This window comes from Mycolicibacter sinensis, assembly GCF_001667375.1.
Classification (GTDB): Bacteria; Actinomycetota; Actinomycetes; order Mycobacteriales; family Mycobacteriaceae; genus Mycobacterium; species Mycobacterium sinense_A.
Window position 1 is genome coordinate 65,244 of sequence record NZ_LZIN01000053.1, and the last position, 20,636, is coordinate 85,879.

11 protein-coding genes are annotated in these 20,636 nt (G+C 66.8%); 5 read left to right on the top strand and 6 right to left on the bottom strand.

What is annotated here, in order from left to right:
• Positions 1-14: 14 nt before the first annotated feature.
• The gene (locus A5771_RS10840) at positions 15-887 is read right to left on the bottom strand and encodes a sigma-70 family RNA polymerase sigma factor (protein WP_064855216.1); all 873 of its coding nucleotides are present in this window, start codon (positions 885-887) and stop codon (positions 15-17) included.
• A gap of 79 nt (positions 888-966) precedes the next feature.
• Here A5771_RS10840 and A5771_RS10845 point away from each other — a divergent pair, with 79 nt between their 5' ends.
• Positions 967-1,350: a DoxX family protein gene (locus A5771_RS10845; protein WP_064855254.1), complete on the top strand. Its 384-nt coding sequence runs from the start codon at positions 967-969 to the stop codon at positions 1,348-1,350.
• Here A5771_RS10845 and mddA read toward each other — a convergent pair.
• A complete protein-coding gene (gene mddA / locus A5771_RS10850; RefSeq protein WP_064855217.1) occupies positions 1,292-2,083 on the bottom strand; it encodes a methanethiol S-methyltransferase in 792 nt (263 codons plus the stop codon). The two genes, A5771_RS10845 and mddA, sit on opposite strands and share 59 nt — an antisense overlap.
• Positions 2,084-2,195: 112 nt before the next feature.
• On the opposite strand from mddA, the gene A5771_RS10855 reads away from it, so the two are divergent.
• Entirely contained in the window at positions 2,196-3,059 is an 864-nt protein-coding gene (locus tag A5771_RS10855; RefSeq protein ID WP_064855218.1) for an alpha/beta fold hydrolase, read from the top strand.
• 2 nt (positions 3,060-3,061) lie between these two features.
• Here the strand turns inward: A5771_RS10855 and A5771_RS10860 are convergent, their stop codons facing one another.
• Positions 3,062-3,805: a carboxymuconolactone decarboxylase family protein gene (locus tag A5771_RS10860; protein WP_082947181.1), complete on the bottom strand. Its 744-nt coding sequence runs from the start codon at positions 3,803-3,805 to the stop codon at positions 3,062-3,064.
• A 39-nt stretch (positions 3,806-3,844) separates the two neighbouring features.
• Between A5771_RS10860 and A5771_RS10865 the strand changes: the two genes are divergently transcribed.
• On the top strand, positions 3,845-4,849 hold the full coding sequence (locus tag A5771_RS10865; RefSeq protein ID WP_064855219.1) for a zinc-binding dehydrogenase: 1,005 nt from the start codon (positions 3,845-3,847) through the stop codon (positions 4,847-4,849).
• 13 nt (positions 4,850-4,862) lie between these two features.
• Here A5771_RS10865 and htpG read toward each other — a convergent pair whose 3' ends face one another.
• Positions 4,863-6,803, bottom strand: a complete 1,941-nt coding sequence (gene htpG, locus A5771_RS10870; RefSeq protein WP_064855220.1) for a molecular chaperone HtpG — start codon at positions 6,801-6,803, stop codon at positions 4,863-4,865.
• 58 nt (positions 6,804-6,861) lie between these two features.
• Here htpG and A5771_RS10875 point away from each other — a divergent pair, with 58 nt between their 5' ends.
• Positions 6,862-7,332: a nuclear transport factor 2 family protein gene (locus A5771_RS10875; RefSeq protein ID WP_234783025.1), complete on the top strand. Its 471-nt coding sequence runs from the start codon at positions 6,862-6,864 to the stop codon at positions 7,330-7,332.
• A 181-nt stretch (positions 7,333-7,513) separates the two neighbouring features.
• A complete protein-coding gene (locus tag A5771_RS10880; protein ID WP_082947182.1) occupies positions 7,514-17,758 on the top strand; it encodes a BTAD domain-containing putative transcriptional regulator in 10,245 nt (3,414 codons plus the stop codon).
• Here the strand turns inward: A5771_RS10880 and A5771_RS10885 are convergent.
• Positions 17,742-19,124: a metallopeptidase TldD-related protein gene (locus A5771_RS10885; RefSeq protein ID WP_064855221.1), complete on the bottom strand. Its 1,383-nt coding sequence runs from the start codon at positions 19,122-19,124 to the stop codon at positions 17,742-17,744. The genes A5771_RS10880 and A5771_RS10885 overlap by 17 nt on opposite strands.
• Positions 19,121-20,635: a TldD/PmbA family protein gene (locus A5771_RS10890; protein WP_064855222.1), complete on the bottom strand. Its 1,515-nt coding sequence runs from the start codon at positions 20,633-20,635 to the stop codon at positions 19,121-19,123. The genes A5771_RS10885 and A5771_RS10890 overlap by 4 nt, the downstream gene beginning before the upstream one ends.
• Position 20,636: the final 1 nt, after the last annotated feature.

The following is a 20,636-nucleotide window of genomic DNA, read 5'->3' on the forward strand; positions in this document are numbered from 1 at the left end:
ATGCGCCCCGGCGGTTACGGCTCGGAAGGCTTAGGCAGAGCGAGGCCGGCCAAACGGACCGGGTCGGCGATCGACACGATGCCCACTAGCCGACCATTCCGCACCGTGCACGCCATCAGGCTCAGTGGCCGCCCGGATGGGCCCCAGCCGAGGATGCCGGGTTCGCCGTTGACCAGGACTCGCTGAGCGCGCACCCGCGCCCCCTGCCCGCGGCGGACCGCCTCCACCACCTTGCCGGATCCGGTCGTGACGGTGACGCCGCGGGCCGTGTGCTGGCGCCAGGTGACGTCGGGATCGAGCACCCGCAGCAGCGCGTCGAAGTCGCCCAGCTGGGCGGCCGATAGGAAGGCATCGACGACCTCGCGCTGCTCATGGCGATTTCCCGCCGGCCTGGGCACGTCCTGAACTTTGCGGCGCGCCCGGCTGGCCAGCATTTTGGCGGCGTCGGCCGATTTGCCGACGATCGGCCCGATCTCGGCGAACGGGACCGCGAACATGTCGTGGAGCACGAACGCAAGCCGTTCATCGGGACGCAACGACCCCAGCACCACCAGCAGTGCCAGTCCCACCGAATCCGACAGCACCGCAGCATCTTCGGGAATGTCACGGTCATCGGTCACGATGAGTTCGGGGAGATTTTGATCGATCGGGACCTCGGGCCGCGCGGCGCGCGAGCGCAGGGTGTCGATGCAGATGCGGCTGATCACGGTCGTCAACCACCCGGGCAGATTGTCGATCGCGTCGGCGCCGTGGCGGGACAGCCGCAACCACGCCTCCTGGACGGCATCTTCGGCGTCCGATCGCGAGCCCAGCACGCGATGCGCCAACGCCAGCAGGCGCTGACGCTGCTGTTCGAAAGCTTCCGCCAGCTGCGATTCGGTGGTCATGGGTTACCTCTCGTGGTCCTGGTCCGTCATAGGTGATGACGAGCCCCACCCGACCGAGGTAACCACGAAGGAGTACACCATGAACACCGCGCTGTGGATCATCGCCGGCGTCGTCGCCGCCGGGTTTGTCGCCGGCGGCGCCACCCTGCTACTGCTGCCGAAGGAGAAGTACCGGGCGTTGGGCAGCAACCAGCACTGGGTCGACGACTTCGGCGGCGGCCAGCTCAAGGCCATCGGGACCATCAAGCTGGTCGGGGCGATCGGCCTGGTGCTTCCCGCGGCCGTCGGTGTGGCACCACGGCTGGTGCCGATCGCCGCGTGCGGCCTGATGCTGTTCATGGCCGGGGCCGCCACAACCAGGTTGCGCCGCAGCGAGTGGGGCTACCTGGCCGGCGACGTCGTCTTCATCGCCCTGTTCGCGTTCCTGGCCTGGGGCCGGTTCGCCCTGCAACCGTTCGCCTGAACTCGCCGCGCCACCGCACGGGCACGAGCATCGGCACCTCGGTGCGGTACTGCTGATATTCGTCGCCGAGCATCCCGATCAGGTCGCGCTCCTCGAGCTGCAACGCGATGAGGATGTAGCCGGTGCTCGCCGCGGCGAACAGCAGGTGGCCGGCGGTCATGGTGGGCGTCGCCCAGAACGCGATCACGAAACCGAACATCAGCGGGTGCCGCACCACCCGGTACAACGCCGGAGCACGGAACCCGACCAGTTTGTACGGCTTCTCCCGCCAGGCTGCGTACACCTGGCGCAATCCGAGCAGATCGAAGTGGCTGATCAGGAACGTCGACGTCAGCGCGATGGCCCAGCCGAGCCAGAACAGGACGTGAATCCCGATGCGCGCTGCCGGCGTCGTCACGTCCCAGATGACTGCCGGGATCGGGCGCCACTGCCAAAACAACAGGGCCAGAACCAGATTCGATGCCAGAACGTAGGTGCTGCGCTCGATAACCTGCGGCACCACGCGGGTCCACCACCGCTTGAACGCCGGGCGCGCCATCACGCTGTGCTGCGCGGCGAACACGCCCAGCAACACCACGTCGATCACGATCGCTTCGCCCACCGGCGCCTGCGGGCCGCGGTCGACGCTGCGCGGCACGATGAGGTCGCCGACGAAGCCGATGGCGTAGAGGAAGACGACCAGGAAAGCCAGATAGTTGAGCACCCCGTAGGCGAGTGCGAGGAAGCGGGCCATGGCGCCCTCCCGAGCTGAGGAATACCCCATGGTAGCCCCGTCGAGCCGCAGGTCACTAGGGTTTTTTTGGGCAGCTGATCGCCGCCTGGCGGCACCCGCTTACGATCCCAGGATGACCGCGGAAACGTTCGTCACCCACGCGCCGGGCGATGTGCGCATCATCGCCGACCGCCACGGTGACCCCGACGCCCGCGCCGTGGTGTTCCTGCACGGCGGCGGGCAGACCCGTCGTTCCTGGGGCAGGGCCGCCGCGGCGGTGGCCGAGCGCGGCTGGCAGGCCGTCACCGTCGACCTGCGCGGGCATGGCGAATCGGACTGGGCGGCCGAGGGCGACTATCGGTTGGTCAGCTTCGCCACCGACGTCCATGAGGTGCTGCGGACCCTGCCGCCGGATCCGGTGTTGGTGGGCGCCTCACTGGGTGGGTGCGCCGCGATGCTGCTCTGCGGCGAGCTGGCTCCCGGTGCGGCCAGCGCGGTGGTGCTGGTCGACATCGTGCCCAACATGGACTCATCCGGCGCGGAACGGGTGCAGGCGTTCATGGCCGAGAACATGGAGTCCGGCTTCGACTCCCTCGATGAGGTCGCCGACGCGATCGCCGCCTACAACCCGCACCGGCCCCGCCCCACCGACCTCACCGGCCTCACCGCCAACCTGCGTCGCCGCGGCGATCGCTGGTACTGGCATTGGGATCCGCAATTCATCAGCGGCCCCGAGCACCAGGGACCCCTGGAGATCCACGACGTCGACCGGCTCAATACCGCGGTGCAGACCATCCTCAACGGCGGCGTACCGATGCTGCTGGTGCGCGGCCAACTCAGCGACCTGGTCAGCGAGGGCAGCGCCGAGGCGTTCGTGGCCCGATTCCCGCAGGTGCAGTTCATTGACGTCGCCGGCGCCGGTCACATGGTCGCCGGTGACCGCAACGACATCTTCGCCGACGCCATTTTGGGTTTTCTGAGCCGCCACGGCGACTGACGTCAGCTGAACACCGTCTGCCCGTCGGCGTCGAGCAGGTAGCGCTCGGTGCCCTCGGCGACCCGCGGTGCGTCGGCCCCCAGCGAGACCGCGATCTTGTTGCCGGCGTTGCGCATCACGTCCAAGGTCAGCTCGACGGCCTGCTCGTCGGTGAAGTGCCGGCGTACCCCGGCGGCCACCTCGGCGTCGATGTGCGCCGGCGTCCAGATCAGTGCGTCGACGTAGCGCAGCGCCGCCTTCTGCGGCTCGCTCAGCACCCGGGAATCCTCGAACCGCTCGATCTCCTCATAGAGCGACTCCGAGCCGCCGGCGTCCAGGGCGGTGGTCTCCCGCAGCGACTTGCACAGCCGGCAATTGTGCTGGGCCGCACCGCGCAACCGCACCACCTCAGACGTCACCGCGTCCAGGGATCGCAGCCGTGCGACCGCGGGCATGAACCCGTTGAACAGCGCATCGGCCGGCTGGACCGAGCGATCCGAGGCAACCGGCTCCGGCCAGGACACCGGCACACCCAGCGCCTCCAGTCCGGCGCGCACCCGCGGCGCGAAGTCGGCGACAAATATCCGCACCACGGCATCAAAGGTGCCGTCGCCCAGCACCTCCCGCAGCCGGGCGCGCTGCTCGTCGGTGATCATCGAGACGTCGACACGGAATTGTTCGGCGAACTCGTCCACCGCGGGATCTGCGTCGGCCGCCACCCCGCCCGACACGGCCACCAATCGGTTCAGTTCATCCAGGACGTCCATGTCAAGGATTATGGACTGAACAGCAATAGGGTGAAAGCCATGCGCGTCGTCGTCATCACCAAACACGGGCCGCCCTCGGTGCTTCAGGTGCAGGATCGCCCCGACCCGCCACCGCCTGGCAGCGGCCAGGTGCAGATTGCGGTACACGCGGCGGGGGTCAACTTCGCCGACCACCTCGCCCGCGTCGGGCTGTATCCCGAAGCACCCAAGCTGCCCGCCGTGGTCGGCTACGAGGTTGCCGGGACCATTACGGCCGTCGGTGAGGGTGTCGATGCTGCCCGCGTCGGCGAGCGGGTGCTGGCCGGCACCCGGTTCGGCGGCTACGCCGAGATCGTCAACACCAACGCCGCCGACACGGTGGCGCTTCCCGAAGCGATGAGCTTCGAGCAGGGCGCCGCGATCCCGGTCAACTATGCGACCGCGTGGGCGGCGCTGCACGGCTACGGGTCGCTGCAAGCCGGCGAGCGGGTGCTGGTGCACGCCGCGGCCGGCGGTGTCGGCATCGCGGCGATCCAACTGGCCAAGGCCGCCGGGGCGATCGTGCACGGCACCGCGTCACCGGGCAAGCACGACCGGCTCGCCGCGCTGGGCATCGACCAGGCTATCGACTACCGCCGCAAGGGCTGGTGGAGCGGGCTGCAGCCCTACGACCTCGTGCTCGACGCGCTCGGCGGCACATCCGTGCGGCGATCCTTCGCGCTGCTGCGTCCCGGCGGACGGCTGGTGGCCTACGGTCTTTCGTCGCTGCAACAGGGCGAGAAGCGCTCACTGCGCCGCGCGGCTCCGCAGGCGCTGCCGATGCTGCGCGGCTTCAATCTGCTCACACAGATGGAACAGTCCAAGACCGTCATCGGCCTGAACATGTTGCGGCTGTGGGACGATCGCGGCACGCTCGAACCCTGGATCACTCCGCTGTCCGAGTCGCTGGCCAACGGAACCGCGGCACCGCTCGTTCATGCGGCGGTGCCGTTCGCCGACGCCCCGGAAGCACACCGCATCCTGGCTGCGCGCGAAAACATCGGCAAGGTGGTGCTGGTGCCTTGAGGCGGCAGCGGGCTCAGACCGTGCGGGCCAGCCGCTGCGCCAGCAGCTCGGCGAACCGCGCCGGATCCTCCAGCGAGCCGCCCTCGGCCAGTAACGCTGTGCCATAAAGCAATTCCGCGGTCTCGCCCAACTCGGAGTCGTCGCCCCGCTCGTTGTGCGCCTCGCGCAGGCCGGTGACCAGCGGGTGGCCGGGGTTCAGTTCCAGGATGCGCTTGCCGACCGGAACCTCCTGACCGTTGGCGCGGTAGATACGCGCCAACGCCGGCGTCATCTCGAAGGTGTCGGTGATCAGACAGGCCGGAGATTCGGTCAGCCGGGTCGACAGCCGCACCTCTTTGACGTGGTCGGACAGAGTCTGCTGAAGCCAGGCGATCAGCTCGGCGAAATCCTTCTCCTGCTCCTTGCGCTCGGCCTCATGGGCGGTCTTGTCCTCCTCAGAGTCCAGATCCACCTCGCCCTTGGCCGTTGACTGCAGGGGCTTCCCGGCGAAGTCCGCAACCGTGTTCACCCAAACCTCATCGACCGGGTCGGTGAGCAGCAACACCTCGTAGCCCTTGGCCTTGAACGCCTCCAGGTGCGGTGATTTCAGCAGTTGCTGACGGGACTCGCCGGTGGCGTAGAAGATCTGCTCCTGGCCGTCCTTCATGCGTTCGACATACTCGGCCAACGTGGTCGGCTCGGAGTCGCTGTGCGTCGAGGCGAAGGAGCTGATCGCAAGCAGCGTCTCCTGATTGTCGAAGTCGGAAAGCAGTCCTTCTTTGACCACGCGACCGAACTCGGTCCAGAACGTGCGGTAGTCCTCCGGCCGCTGCGACTGCAACTCCTTGATGGTCGAGAGCACCTTCTTGGTCAGCCGCCGGCGAATCGCGTTGATCTGCCGGTCTTGCTGCAAGATCTCGCGGGAGACGTTGAGCGACATGTCCGCCGCGTCGACGACACCCTTGATGAAGCGCAGGTACTCCGGCATCAACTGGTCGCAGTCACCCATGATGAACACCCGCTTGACGTACAGCTGCACCCCGACCTGCGCATCCCGGTTGAACAGGTCGAACGGGGCGTGTGACGGGATGAACAGCAGCGCCTGGTATTCGAAGGTCCCCTCCGCCTTCATCGCGATGACTTCGAGCGGCTCATCCCAGGCGTGCGCGATGTGTTTGTAGAACTCGTTGTATTCCTCTTGCGAGACCTCGTCTTTGGGGCGCGCCCAGAGCGCCTGCATCGAGTTCAGCGTCTCGGTCTCCACCGTGACCGTCTCTTCGCCGCCCTCCTCGGCGGGCGGGGTCCGGCGCTCGACCTGCATGCGGATCGGCCAGGCGATGAAGTCGGAGTACTTCTTGACCAAACCCCGGATGGTCCACTCGGCGGTGTAGTCGTGCAGCTCGTCTTCGGCGTCTTCGGGCTTGAGGTGCAAGGTGATCGAGGTCCCCTGCCGCGCGCCCTCCACCGGCTCGATGGTGTAGGTGCCGTCGCCGCTGGATTCCCACCGGATGGCTTCGCTCTGGCCGGCCTTGTGGGTGAGCATCTCGACTCGGTCGGCCACCATGAACACCGAGTAGAACCCGATGCCGAACTGGCCGATCAGCTCCTCGGAGGTCGCTGTGTTTTTGGCGTCCTGCGCTTCCCTGAGCTGCTGGCGCAGCTCGGCGGTGCCGGACTTGGCCAGCGTGCCGATCAGGTCCACCACCTCGTCGCGCGACATGCCGATCCCGTTGTCACGCACGGTCAGGGTGCGCGCCGCCGGGTCGACCTCGATCTCGATGTGCAGATCGGAAGTGTCGACCTCGAGGTCCTTGTTACGGAACGCCTCGAGCCGCAGCTTGTCCAGCGCATCGGAGGCGTTGGAGATCAGCTCCCGCAGGAATGCGTCCTTGTTGGAGTAGACCGAGTGGACCATCAACTCCAGCAGCTGACGGGCCTCAGCCTGAAATTCCAGTTGCTCCACGCGCGAGCTCATTTGCGCTCTCCCTCCTCGATGATTGACACCGGCTTCGCAACCCGGTTCAGTGACCATCATGATGGACGCCTCCACGACGGATTCAACCACTGCAACCGGCGACGTTGTCTTGGGCATGTGGCACGCGTTGGCCCGATTTGACTGGGATGCGCTCAAGACCTTCCTGGCACCGGATTGCCTTTACGTGGACATGCCGATGCCGGCAGCCGCGGCCCGCGGGCCCGAGGACATCGTCAAACGGCTCCGGCTGTTGTTCGACCGGTTGGCCGAATACCGGCACCACGGCGGCCAACTGGTGTCCAACGGCCCGGACGTCATGTACGAACACTCCGAGACGTGGGTGTTTCCCACCGGCGAGCAGGGCACCCTGAGGTTCGCCACCGTGCACCGAGTTGTCGACGGGAAAATCACGGTGTGGAAGGACTATTGGGACTACTCCAGTGTGCTGGCTTTCGCACCACCCAACTACCTCGAGAACCTCGCAACCGAGGACATGTCCTGGATCTTCGACGCCACCGCGCTGGTCTGAACCCGCGCCGTCACGGCGCCTGAAACGCCCGCTGCTCCACACGTTCGCCGACCGGGGGGTCGAATGTGCTGTCGGCATCGTTCTGATACTCGGGGGTGAACCCGAGAACCGTCTTTACCCGACCTTGACCGCCTGTTGAATCGCCCCACCGACCATTGGTCACGTGACTACCATTCAAGCCGTGGAGCTGGGGGTTTTGGGACCTCTCCAGGCCCGGCGGGACGGCGCCCCGGTGACAATCCCGGGCGCCAAACCGCGTGCGATCCTCACGATGCTCGGCCTGCACGGCGGCTCCGTCGTGTCGTCCGAGAGTCTGATCGATCTCCTGTGGGGCGACGATGCGCCGCGCACCGCCGTCAAGGCCCTGCAGACCCACATTTCCGCACTGCGCCGGGCGCTGGGTGACGGTTTCGTCATCACGGAGGGAATGGGCTGGATCCTCAGCACGACCACGGTCGATGCATCGCGTTACAAACTCGCCACCAAGGCGGGCCGGGATGCCGTGGCCCGCGGCGACACCTCCCAGGCGATGGCCAGCTTCGACGAGGCGTTGGCGCTCTGGCGCGGAACTCCTGAGCTGCCCGATTCGCGCCGAGGACTCTCCGAGAAGACCCGCTGGCTCGAAGGGCACGCCGCGATGGTCGAGGACCGTGCCGATGCGCTGCTCGCGACAGGCCGGGCCGCCGAACTCATCGGCGAGCTCGAGGCCGCGGTGGGCGACGCACCGCTGCGAGAGAGGCGATGGGCCCAGCTGATCCTCGCCCTCTATCGCGCCGGCCGGCAGGGAGAGGCGCTGGGTGCCTATCAGCGGGCACGCTCGCTGCTCGCCGATGAGCTCGGGGTCGACCCCGGCCCGGAACTGCGCCGGCTTGAGACGGCGATCGTCGCACAGGACAGCGCGCTGGATTACCTTGCGACGCAACGCCCCCCATCGGTGACACGTGCCGTGACCTTCCTGCTCACCGACATCGAGGGTTCGACCGCGGCGTGGGAGGCCGATGCCGACGCCATGGCGGTTGCGTTGGCCCGCCACGACGAGCTCGCCGAACAGGTCGTCACGTCCCGCGGCGGACGGCTGATCAAGACCCGCGGCGAGGGGGATGCCACGTTCTCGGTGTTCGATCGGCCGTCTGCGGCGGCGGCTGCCGCCTTGGAGCTGCAAGAGGCGATCCACCACGAGCCCTGGGCCCTGCGAGAACCCATCCGTATCCGGGTTGCCCTGCACACCGGTGAAGTCGAGCTGCGCGACGGCGACTACTTCGGTCGCGCGGTCAACCGCGCCGCTCGGCTGCGGTCGCTGGCCATCGGCGGCCAGATCCTGTGCTCCGGCGCGACCGCCGAACTGGTCATCGACGCACTCCCTGACGACGTCATGCTCGCCGACCTCGGGATGCGTCAGCTCCGTAACCTGCCGCGCCCGGAACACGTCTTCGAGCTCCGGCTGGAGGCCGCCGTGCGCCCCGAGGACACGAGCGTTGCTGCGCTGCAGCGGCCCGACCTTCCCCCGATATTGACCGGCCCCGGGCCGTTCGTGGGACGCAGCCGCGAGCTGGAGCGACTCGCATCGGCGTGGCAGACCACGCTCACCGATGGCATTCACGCAGTGCTGATCGCCGGTGAACCGGGTATCGGAAAGACGCGTCTGGCAGGTGAATGGTCTCGACAGGCCTACGAGTACGGCGCCGTCGTGTTGTACGGCCGATCCGACGAGGACCTCGGTGCGCCCTATCAGCCGTTCGCCGAAGCCCTGCGCTCGCTTGTGCCATGCATCGAACCCAAGCGACTGCGGGGGCTGCGGGGTCTCGAAGCACTGCTTTCCCTGGTCCCCGGGCTGGCAGATTTGCTACCCGATCTGGTGACGCCACCGCGGGCAGACCCCGACACCGAACGCTACGCACTGTTCGACGCCGCCGTCGGACTGTTGGAACTGGCCTCTGCGAGTGCACCGGTCGTCCTGATTCTCGATGACCTGCACTGGGCGGCCAAACCCACATTGTTGCTGCTGCGGCATCTGCTGCGCTTCGGTGACCACACCCGCCTACAGGTGGTCGCGACATACCGCAGCACCGACCTCGACCGCTCCCACCCACTGGCCGCGATGCTCGCCGACCTCCACCGGGACGGCACCGCCGACCGCCTTCAGTTGAGTGGCCTCGACGAGGATGACGTGACCGCCTATGTCACCGAGGCCGGGCACGATGACGAAGAGCTCGCCCACGCGTTGGCGTCGGTCACCGGCGGCAATCCGTTCTTCCTGATCGAGGCACTGCGCCATGTCGCCGAAAGCGGCGGCGTGTGGGATCCGAGCACCCTGCCGCAGGGTGTTCGCGAAGCCGTGAGCCGCCGGCTTTCTCGGCTTCCGGCGGAGACGAACAAGGCCCTCGCCGCGGCCGCGGTGGTGGGCAGCCGCTTCGCTCTGGAACTCGTCGAGCGGGTGGTGGATCAAGACCTCGTCGACGCGTTCGACCAGGCAGGAAAAGCCGGCATCCTCATCGAAGAGTCCGGGGGGCGCTACCGCTTCAACCACGCGATCGTCCGTCAGTCGCTGCTGGCCGAACTGCCGTCGGTGCGTCGCATGCGCTTGCACCAGCGTATCGCCACAACACTGGAGGGCGAGCTCGGCGCAGACGACGAATTGCTCGCCGATCTGGCGTATCACTACTTCGAGTGCGCTTGGGCGGGCAACGCTGCCAAGGCTGTTGAATACTGCCGGCGTGCCGCGGACCAGGCGATGGCCCGCCTCGCCTACGAGGGTGCCGCCGATCTGTACGACCACGCGCTGCACGCCTTGGACGAGCTCGACGAGGAGTTGCCCGACCGCGACGAGCAGGTTGCTGAGCTACTGATCGCCCGTTGCGAGGCACTGTTGGCCGCCGGCGATGTGACTTCGGCTGCCGGAGCGGTCGCGCAATTACAAGCGGCAACAATCGATTCGGACCGACTGGCGGCATGGGCCACCTGCTTCGACGGCCAGCTGTCGATGCTGATTCACCCCGAACGGTTGGACGACGTCGAGGTCGCCGTTGGGCAGGCCGCCCGCAGACTTGCCGAAATCGCCGATGCGTCGGGAGAGGCCAAGGCGCACACCGTGCGTGCCGGGTGTCTTGCCCGCCTCGGGCGGATAGGCGACTGCGAAGATGCCTTGGACGACGCTCTCACAGCCGCTCGACGCGCAGGTGAGCACCGACGGGTCAACGCCGTGCTGGCCAACGCGCCACTGGCCGCGTTGTGGGGCCCCAACCCGGTTCCGCGAGCGGGCGGACGCTGCCTGGACGTGGTGCGGCTGCTACGCATCACGACGGATTCGCCTGCGGTCGAGGCGACATCGACACGGTGCCAGGCCCTACTGGAGGCATTTCGCGGCCGTACCGAGGCGGCCCGACGGATGATCGACTCGGCCCGTCGCACCATCACCGAACTCGGCCTGCGCCACGCGCTGCTCGAGGTTGAGCAGTTCGCCGGGATGGTCGAGCTGGTGGCCGACGATCCGGGCGCTGCGGAGCCGCATTTACGTAAGGCCTACCACGGTTTTCGCCGGATGGGCCTGGACGCCGACACCGCCGAGACCGCCGCGATGCTGGGCCGGGCGTGTCTTGCGCTCGACCGGGACGCCGAGGCTGCGGAGTTGTGCTCGGAAAGTGAGCGACTCGCCGGCCACGCGCTGAAGGCGTCGATCTCCTGGCGCACGCTTCGGGCACTGCTGTTGGCTCGTCGCGGCGAGCACGACGAGGCCCGGCGGATGGCTCAGGCCGCGGTCGGCCTGGCCGAGCGCACCGACCTCTTGGTCGATCACGGCGACGCGTGTCTGGCGCTGGCAACGGTGTTGAGTGCCGCCGGCGACGCCGCCGGGGCGCGCGCCGCCGCCGAGCAGTCTTTGGGCCTGTATGAGCGGAAAGGCGCTGGCGCACTTGCCGACATGGCGCGGCTGGTTCTTGGCGAGCAGGTCACTCCTGCCGAACCGCCCCCAGCGGATGCGCCGGCCGCCGGGCTGGACAACGCATGCGTGCGAGCAGGAGAACACGTTATCGCCGTTATTAATCGTGAGGCCTGGGACGAAGTGGAGCAGCTGTTCGCGCCAGACGGCACCTTTGAGAGCCGCCGGAAGATCGTCGGCTTTGGACCGATCGACGTTCCGGCGGGTGAGTCGCCGCATGTGATCCGGCGAATTCTCGAATCCGTCCCCATGCGGGTCAGCCAAGTGGTTCTTGCCATTCGAGGTGAGCGTGCGGCGCTCGCCCGATTGACGATAGGAACTGCCGACGTGGGCCCTGGGTCACCACAGGATGAGTTCCTCATCCTTTATGGCATCGACAAGGCCGGCCGGGTCACGTTGCAGGTGTGGTTCGACCTCGAGGACATGGACCCGGCGATCACCGAACTCGAAGCGCTGCATGCCGGGTTCGAGGGAGAACGCGCGCAAGCGCAGCTGGAAAACGCAGCTGTCCGAGCGAGTCAACGCGTCATGGCCGCTGTCGATCGCGGGGACTGGGACGCCTTCGAGCAGCTGTATGCACCCCAGGGCTCCATCGAGAGCCGCCGGAAGGTCGTCGGCTTCAAACCGACGGAATTCTCAGCGGCCGAGGTGATCCATCAGACGCGGCAGGACCTCGAGGCGGGGGCCATGCGGGCCAGCACCATCGTTGTCGCCGTGCGAGGCGAGCGCCTCGCTCTGGCTCGCGTGACCGTAGGCACTGCCGATACGGGTCCCGGGGCACCGCGGGACGAACTCCTCCAGCTGTACGACGTCGACGATCAGGGGCGGATCACGCATCAGATCTGGTTCGACGTCGACGACATGGACGCCGCGATCGCCGAACTCGATGCGCTGCATGCCCGATTCGAGGCCGACCGCGCATCCGGGCCACGCGCTTGGAACAGGGCAGCGCTGATGATCGAACGCTTTTACCCGCAGTTCGCGGCCCGTGACTGGGATGCCATCGCTCAAGCAGCAGCCGACAACTATGTCCTCGACGATCGCCGACGGATGGTGAATATCGGGATCCGGCGCGGTCGCGACGCCGAGATGAAGGAGTTGCAGGCTACTGCTGATGTCGGCTTCGGGATGATCCTGTTGGGCATCGTGGCAACCCGCGGCGAACGCCTCGTCCTCACCCGCGTCCGGGCGTCCGGCCCCGACCCTGGAGGGGTTCAAAACGATGCCCTCAATGTCATCGAGATCGACTCGGAAGGGCGGGTTACGGCGGCCGTCGTGTTCGACGTCGACGACTTCGACGCCGCCATCGCAGAGCTCGACGCGCGCTACGTCGCCGGCGAAGCGGCGGCGCACGCGCGCACATGGTTGGCGATCACCGGAGTCTACGCATCAGTCAGCCGGCACGAGTTTCCGGCGTTGACGCCCGATTGCGTGACGATTGACCATCGTCGGGTGACGGCGTTCGCGCCCGGCGAGTTGCCTGAGTACATCCGTGCCGGGTGGGACCTCGATCAGACTATCGGGATCTACGTCGAGGTTGTACACCGGCTGAGCGATCTCGGAGCGGTCTGCAGCTATACGGCGCAGGGTGTTTCGCGCGAAGGATTCGATGCAGAGTGGCGTGAGATCGCCATTACGATGGTTGACGGGGACATGGTTAGCCGCTGCGAGATGTTCGACGAGGCAGACCTCGACACAGCGCTCGCAAGGTTCGAAGAACTGGACTCGCAGACGCGTCGTCTCGAGAACGCTGCCAGCCGACTGTATGACCGATTCAAGGTGAGCTTCTCCGCCCATGACTGGCCCGCCATTGCCGACATGCTGGCCGACGATGTCACAACCGAGGACCGTCGCCGGGTAGTCAATTCCGGACTCAGACAGGGCCCAGATGCCATGCTCGCCGAAGTCTCGGCGATCGTCGAGGTCGTCAAGACCTTCACATCAGAAGCCATTGCGACCCGCGGCGATCGCCTCGTCCTGAGTCGTGCTCGGACTGAGGGCTACGAGGCATTCATCACCGATTTTCTCGACGTGGTCGAGGTAGGCGCCGACGGCCTAGGCGTGGCCCGCATAGTGTTCGACATCGACGACTTCGATGCAGCCATGGCTGAACTCGACGCCCGTTACATCGCTGGGGAAGCGGCGGCCTATGCGCGTTCGTGGTCGGCGATCGCAGGTGTCGCGCTCAGCGAGTTGCCCGAATACACCCACGCCGGGTGGGACCTCGACCAGAACCTGCGGATCTACATCGAGGTAGTGCACCGGCTGAGCGCACTGGGAGCGGTCTGCACCTATACAGCGCATGGCGTTTCGCGCGAGGGCTGTGCTGCCGAGTGGCGTGAGATCGCCTTGACGACGGTCGACGGCGACAGGGTCGACCGGTGCGAAATGTTCGACGAGAACGACCTCGAGGCCGCGCTCGCACGGTTCCAAGAACTGGACTCGCAGACTCGTCGTCTCGACAACGCGGCAAGCCGAGTCTATGAGCGATTCCGGGCCTACTTCGCGGCCCGCAACTGGGCGGCCGTCGCAGCGATCCTGGCCGACGGCGTATCGACCGATGACCGTCGCCGTCTGGTGGGCTCCGACATCCGCCGCGGCCGCGCCGCGGCGATCGCCGAACTGTCGGCACTCGCCACTTCGGGCGCTCAGCATCACAAGCTCGCGTCAGAAATATTTGCCACCCGTGGCGGGCGCCTCATCCTTACGCGTAGCCGATACACGGCCAGCGACGAACAAGCGGCTTACTACATCGATGGCCTGGAGGTAGTCGAGATTGACACCGACGGGCTACTGGTGGCGCGGGTTGCGTTCGACCTCGACGACTTCGACGCTGCCATGGCCGAACTCGACGCCCGCTACCTCGCCGGCGAAGCCGCCGCTTACGTGCACACGTGGTCGGTCATCGCAGCGGGATTCGCCGCAGCCAACAGGCGGGAAATGCCCGATTTCGCGCCGGATTGGGTGAACATAGATCATCGGCAAGCGATCAGGATCGCGCCCGGCGACATGACCGAGTACCTTCACAACACGCTGGACGACGCGTCTGCTGTCAGGATCTACAGCGAGGTCGTGCATCGGCTCACCAATCTCGGGGCAGTCGTAACGCAGGTAGCGCATATCACCTCGCCACAGGGCTTCGATGCGGAATGGCGCGTGATCAACCTGTCAACGGTCGACGGCGATCGGCTCAACCGCGTCGAAGTCTTTGACGAAGCAGACCTCGACGCCGCGCTCGCCAGGTTCGATGAGCTCAGCCAGCCAGCACGCCGACCGGAAAATTCTGCCAGCCAACTGTACGAGCGATTCAAGGTGTGCTTCGCGGCCCGCGACTGGCGCGCCATAGCCGACATGTTGGCCGACAACGTTTCGACCGAGGACCGCCGCCGGACAGTCAATGCCGGCCTCCGACAGGGCCCGGATGCCGTGATAGCCGAATACTCGGGGCTCGTCGATTTCGTCAAGACCTTCACATCAGAAGCCATTGCGACCCGCGGCGATCGCCTCGTCCTGAGTCGTGCTCGGACTGAGGGCTACGAGGCATTCAACACCGATTTTCTCGATGTGGTCGAGGTAGGCGCCGACGGCCGGGGAGTGGCCCGCGTCAGTTTCGATGCCGATGACATCACCGCCGCCATCGAAGAGCTTGACGCGCGCTACCTCGCCGGCGAGGCGGCCGCCTATTTGCGCACATGGTCCCTCACCACCCAGGCCTATACGGCATTCAACCAGCACCAGATATCGCCGTTGGCGCCAGATTGGGTGAACATCGACCACCGTCGCGGGCTCGGATTTCCGGCCGGCGAGATGATTCCGTACATCCAAGCGTCATGGAACGTCACACCGGACGTCAAGGTTTACATCGAGTCGGTCCACCGGCTGAGTGCGTCCGGAACGGTCATCACAGCCAAGGGTCACGGGACCTCGCAAGAGGGATTCGCCGCGGAGTGGCGCTACATCCACCTTCTGACCTTCAAGGCCGACCTGATCAGCCGCGGTGAATTCTTCGACGAGGCCGACCTCGCCTCGGCCCTGGCCCGCTTCGACGAGCTGCAAGCGCCGAAACGGCTGGGCAACACGGCAAGTCACGTGGCCGAGCGCTTCGGCGCGAGTTTCGCGGTCCGGGACTGGGATGCAATGGCGGAGTTATTGGCCGACGACTCGTCCACCGACGATCGTCGTCGACTGGTGGGCGTCGGCGTCCGGTGCGGTAGAGACGTCGTCATCGCCGACTGGCGGGCGACCGCGGATGTCGGCGTTCAGAACGTAACCTCCACGCCCATAGCCACCCGCGGAGGACGCCTCGTGCTGAGTCGTTACCGTTTCTCGGGCCATGACCAGCGGCCCGAGGCATTCCGCACCGACGTGCTCGGTCTCGTAGAGCTCGACGCCAACCAGCGGATCGAGTCGGCGCTCATGCTCGATCTCGACGAGATCGACGTGGCGTTCGCCGAACTCGATGCCCGCTACCTCGCCGGCGAAGCTGCCGCCCACGCACACACCTGGTCGGTGATCACAGACATCTGTGCTTCATTCAATCGGTATGAATTGCCCGCGGTGGACTGGGTCAACGTCGACCACCGTCGCGGTTCGCCGTTCGCGTCCAGCGACCTGGCCGCAGCCCTCCGCTCCTTCTGGGATCTCACTCCGCAGTTCAGGATTCAGATCGAAACGGTGCATCGACTCAGCGACTTGGGGGCGGTCATCACCCATTACTCGCACGGGACCTCGCTCGAAGGCGCCGAGGTCGAGTGGCGCATGATTCAAGTTCTTATTGTCGAGGGCGACCGGATCACCCGCTGCGAACTGTTCGACGAGGCCGACCTCGACGACGCCCTCGCGCGATTCACGGAGCTGCATCCGCAGCCAAAACAGCTGGAGAACACCGCAAGCCGGGTACATGACAGAAACCTTGCGCATTTCCGAGCCGGCGCCTGGACGGATCTGGCCGAAACCCTGACCGAAGATTCCGTCGTCGACGATCGCCGTCGCGTGACGAGTTCCGGGTTCTGGAGCGGTCGCGATGCCGTGACCGAAAACCTGCGCGCCCTGGCCGACGCGGCGCCCATGCCGCTGAGCGTCGTCGCGACCCGCGGTGAGCGTCTCGCCCTCACTCACGTCTGCTCGCCGAACCGAAATCTGCAATACGGACAGTTCAGCAGCGACATGCTCATCCTCGCCGAGGTCGACGCCAACGATCGGATCACAGCGCAACTGGCGTTCGATGTCGATGACATGGACTCCGCCTTCGAGGAACTCGACAGCCGTTACGTCGCCGGCGAAGCGGCGGCCTACGCGCACACCTGGTCGGTCGTCACCGAAGCCTTCGCCGCGATCAACAGACATGAACTACCCGAGCTGACACCAGACTGGGTCAACATCGACCACCGACGCGGAGCAGCATTCGCGACCGGCGACATGGCCGCCTACATGAACGACTTGTGGGAGGACACCCGGGACTTCAATGTCTGCATCGCCGTCGTGCATCGGCTGAGCAGCCTCGGAATCGTCCTCACTGCAGCCGCGCATGGCACCTCGCAACAGGGCTTCGAGGCCCAATGGCGAGAAATCATCCTGGGCACGGTCGACGGCGAGTTGCTCTGCCGCGTAGAGATCTTCGACGAGACGGACGTCGATGCCGCGCTCGCTCGGTTCGATGAGCTCAGTCGATCGAGGCCGGCGCTGGAGAACGCAGCCACCCGCAACTGCGTCCTCATTGCCGAAGCGTTCAACCGCCGCGACGGGGACGCGATCTTCGCGCTTGCCAACGACGATGGGCATTACGAGGACCGCCGCAAAGGCCTGCAATCCATCCTCGACGGCCCTGAGCGGAGGAAGGTCATCGACGCCACGTTGAAGACGGTCCCGAGCACCTGGCGGTTGGAGATCGAGCCCATCGCCGTCCGCGGCTCTCGGCTCTCGCTGACCCGCGACAGTTATCGCGACGTGGGTGATCCCAATGGAACGATCGCCGTCGAGCTGCTTCATCTCATGGAAGTCGACACCGCCGGCCTTATGCAGCACACCGTGAGCTTCGACCCCGACGACATCGAAGCCGCCCTCGCCGAACTCGATGCCCGTTACCTCGCCGGCGAAGCGGCCGCGCACGCGCAGACGTGGTCGCTGATCACCGGCGGGTATGACGGGTTCAATCGGCGCGATCTCGCCGCGACAACGCCGGACTGGGTGAGCATTGACCACCGTCGCGGGGCTGCTTTCGCCTCCGGTGACATGATCCCGTACATCGAGGCCGCCTGGGATGACTCGCCTGACACCAGGATCTACATCGCAGCGGTGCATCGGCTCAGCGATGCCGGTGCGGTTGTCACCCATGTGGCGCAGGGCATTTCGCAAGGAGGATTCGATGCCGAGTGGCGAGATATCAACGTACTGACCGTCGACGGCATCCTGGTCAATCGTTCTGAACTGTTCGACGCGTCAGGCCTCGACGCCGCGCTCGCGCGGTTCGACGAACTCACTGCGCCTGACTGACCGACGACATGTTGAAATCGGGGATGCGGAGCGAGGGCATCACCGCCCGGGTCGCCCAGTCGCCCCACTCCCGCGGCAGCGTCGGCTCGGCGATTCCGGCCTGGCTGGCCCGGCGCAGCAGGTCCAGTGGGCTCTCGTTGAACCGGAAGTTGTTCACCGCGGCGCTCACCTGGCCGTCCTCGACCAGGTAGACGCCATCACGGGTCAGCCCGGTCAGCAACAGCGTGGTCGGGTCGACCTCGCGGATGTACCACAGCGTGGTCAGCAGCAGACCGCGCTCGGTGGAGGCGATCATCTCGTCCATGCTGGCCGACCCGCCCGTCATCAGCAGGTTGTCGGCGGGTAGAGCGACCGGGGCACCGAATTCCGCGGCGGCCGCTCGCGGGTAGGCCAGCGCGTTGATCACCCCGCCGCGGATCCAGTCCACGCAGCCGATGTCCAGCCCGTTGTCGAACACCGACGCCGTCTCCGACGAGGTGCCGGTCGCCACGAACGGCGCGCACTCGAGTTCGAACGCGTGCGGGTCGGAGTACAGCGTCAGCGGCAGATCGGTGAGTCGCTCCCCCACTCGGGTGCCGCCCCCCGGCGCCGACAGCGCGGTGCGGCCCTCCTGGGCGCCGCGGCCACTCATCGTCCAGCCCAGATAGATCATCATGTCGGCCACCGTGGACGGCGGCATCAACGTCTCGTACCGCCCGGCCGGCAGTTCGACGGTGCGCGCCGCCCACCCCAGCCTCGTCGACAGCTGCTCGAGCAGCGAATCGGTCGGCACATCAACGAAATACGGCGTGCTCACTCCGGCCCAGGCGCTGGCGCGAGCGCGTTTGGCATTGATCTCCACCGTCCCGGTGGGTTGGGTGAAGCGGCGCCGCAGCCCGGTCGAGGACGCCAAAAACGTCGTCGCCATCTCATGCCGGGCGAAGCCGTACAACTGGTCGGTACCGCGAAAACCCCGGCTCAACGACGCCGCCAGCCCGGCGAAGACCTCGGCGCCGGTTCCCGGCACCTCGGCATCCCAATCGTCCGGCACGCCGGTGCCACCCACCAGCTCTGCGGCGTCGCGGGCTTCCGGCGCGCCCGCGGCGGCCTCCGCGGATGCCGCCACCAGCTCGGGGATCAGCGCGGGATCCACCTCCGCCGAGCACAGCGATCCGGCCCGGGGCCCCTCGTCGTCGCGGGCGATCGTGACCACCGTGGTGGTCCGGCTGTTGGACACCCCGTTGGTGGTCATCGAGTTGCCCGCCCAGCGCAGCGAAGCCTCGGCGCGGTCGGTGACCAGCACGATGGTCTCGGTTTCGGTGCCGGCGTGCCGACCGCTGCCGGCGGCCTTCAGGGCAAGGTCGATCACCTGCTGCGCCGGAATCATCCCCTGCCCCCCTCGGCCCGTGTGTTGAGCACGTTGATCCCCCGGAACAGTGCCGACGGGCAGCCGTGGCTGACTGCGGCCACCTGACCGGGCTGGGCTTTGCCGCAGTTGAACGCCCCGCCCAGCCGCCACGTCGAGGCGCCGCCGACAGCCTCCATCGCGTTCCAGAAATCGGTGGTGGTGGCCTGATAGGCGACGTCGCGCAGCTGCCCGTCGAGCCGGCCATTGCGGATCCGGAAGAACCGTTGCCCGGTGAACTGAAAGTTATAGCGCTGCATATCAATCGACCACGATCGATCTCCGACGATGTAGACCCCGTCGTTGACCCGGGCGATCAGATCAGCAGTCGACAGGTCCTCGTCTCCCGGCTGCAGCGACACGTTGGCCATCCGCTGAATCGGGACGTGGTGCGGAGAGTCGGCATAGGAGCATCCGTTGGATCTGGCCTGACCAAGCCGCGGCGCGAACACCCGGTCCAGCTGATAACCCACGAATCGCCCGTCGCGCACCAGATCCCAGCTCTGGGCGGCCACACCCTCGTCGTCGTAGCCGATGCTGGCCAGACCATAGGGCACGGTGCGGTCGGCGGTCACGTTCATCACCGGCGACCCGTAGCGCAACGTGCCGAGCTTGTCCGGGGTGGCGAACGAGGTGCCGGCGTAGGCCGCCTCATACCCGATCGCCCGGTCGTACTCGGTTGCGTGCCCGATCGATTCGTGAATGGTCAGCCACAAGTTGGTCGGGTCGATCACCAGGTCGGTCGGCCCGGCCGTCACGCTGGACGCTTTCATCTTCTCGGCCAGCAGCACCGGCAGCTGCGCCAGCTCATCCGACCAGTCCCACACCTCGTCGCCGGCCACCGCCTCCCAGCCCCGCGCGGTCGGCGGCGCCAGCGTGCGCATGGAATCGAAACCGTCCGGCCCGACGGTGACCGCCTCACAGACCGGCATCACCCGCACCCGCTGCTGGGTGATCGTCGACCCGAACGTGTCGGCGTAGAAACTCTGCTCCTTGACCGCGGTCAGCGCGGCCGTCACGTGGTTCACCCCATCGGAAGCCAGCAGTCGGCCCGAGTAGTCCTCCAGCACGTCGATCTTGTCCGCGGTCGGCACCTCGAACGGGTCGATCGCATAGTCCGACACCCAGCTGGCGTCGCGGTACACCGGCTCGGCGGCCAGCTCGACACGCTCGCCGTTGAGGGCGGCCAGCGTCCTGGCCACCTGCACGGCACGGCATGCGGTGTCAGCGGCGACGCCGGGGGCCAGCTCGGCATGCGAGGCGAAGCCCCAGGTGCCGTCGACGATCACCCGGACCGCCAACCCGAGCTCGCGGTTGACGACGGCGGTCTCCAGCTCGCCGTCGCGCAGCCGGACGATCTCGGTGGCGATACGGTGAATCCGCAGGTCGGCGTGCTCGGCACCGGCCCTTCGAGCCGCCGACAGGGCGGCATCGGCCAGCTCGTGGCGGGGCAGGGCCAGAAAATCGGCGTCGATCTCCCGGTTCGATGTCACC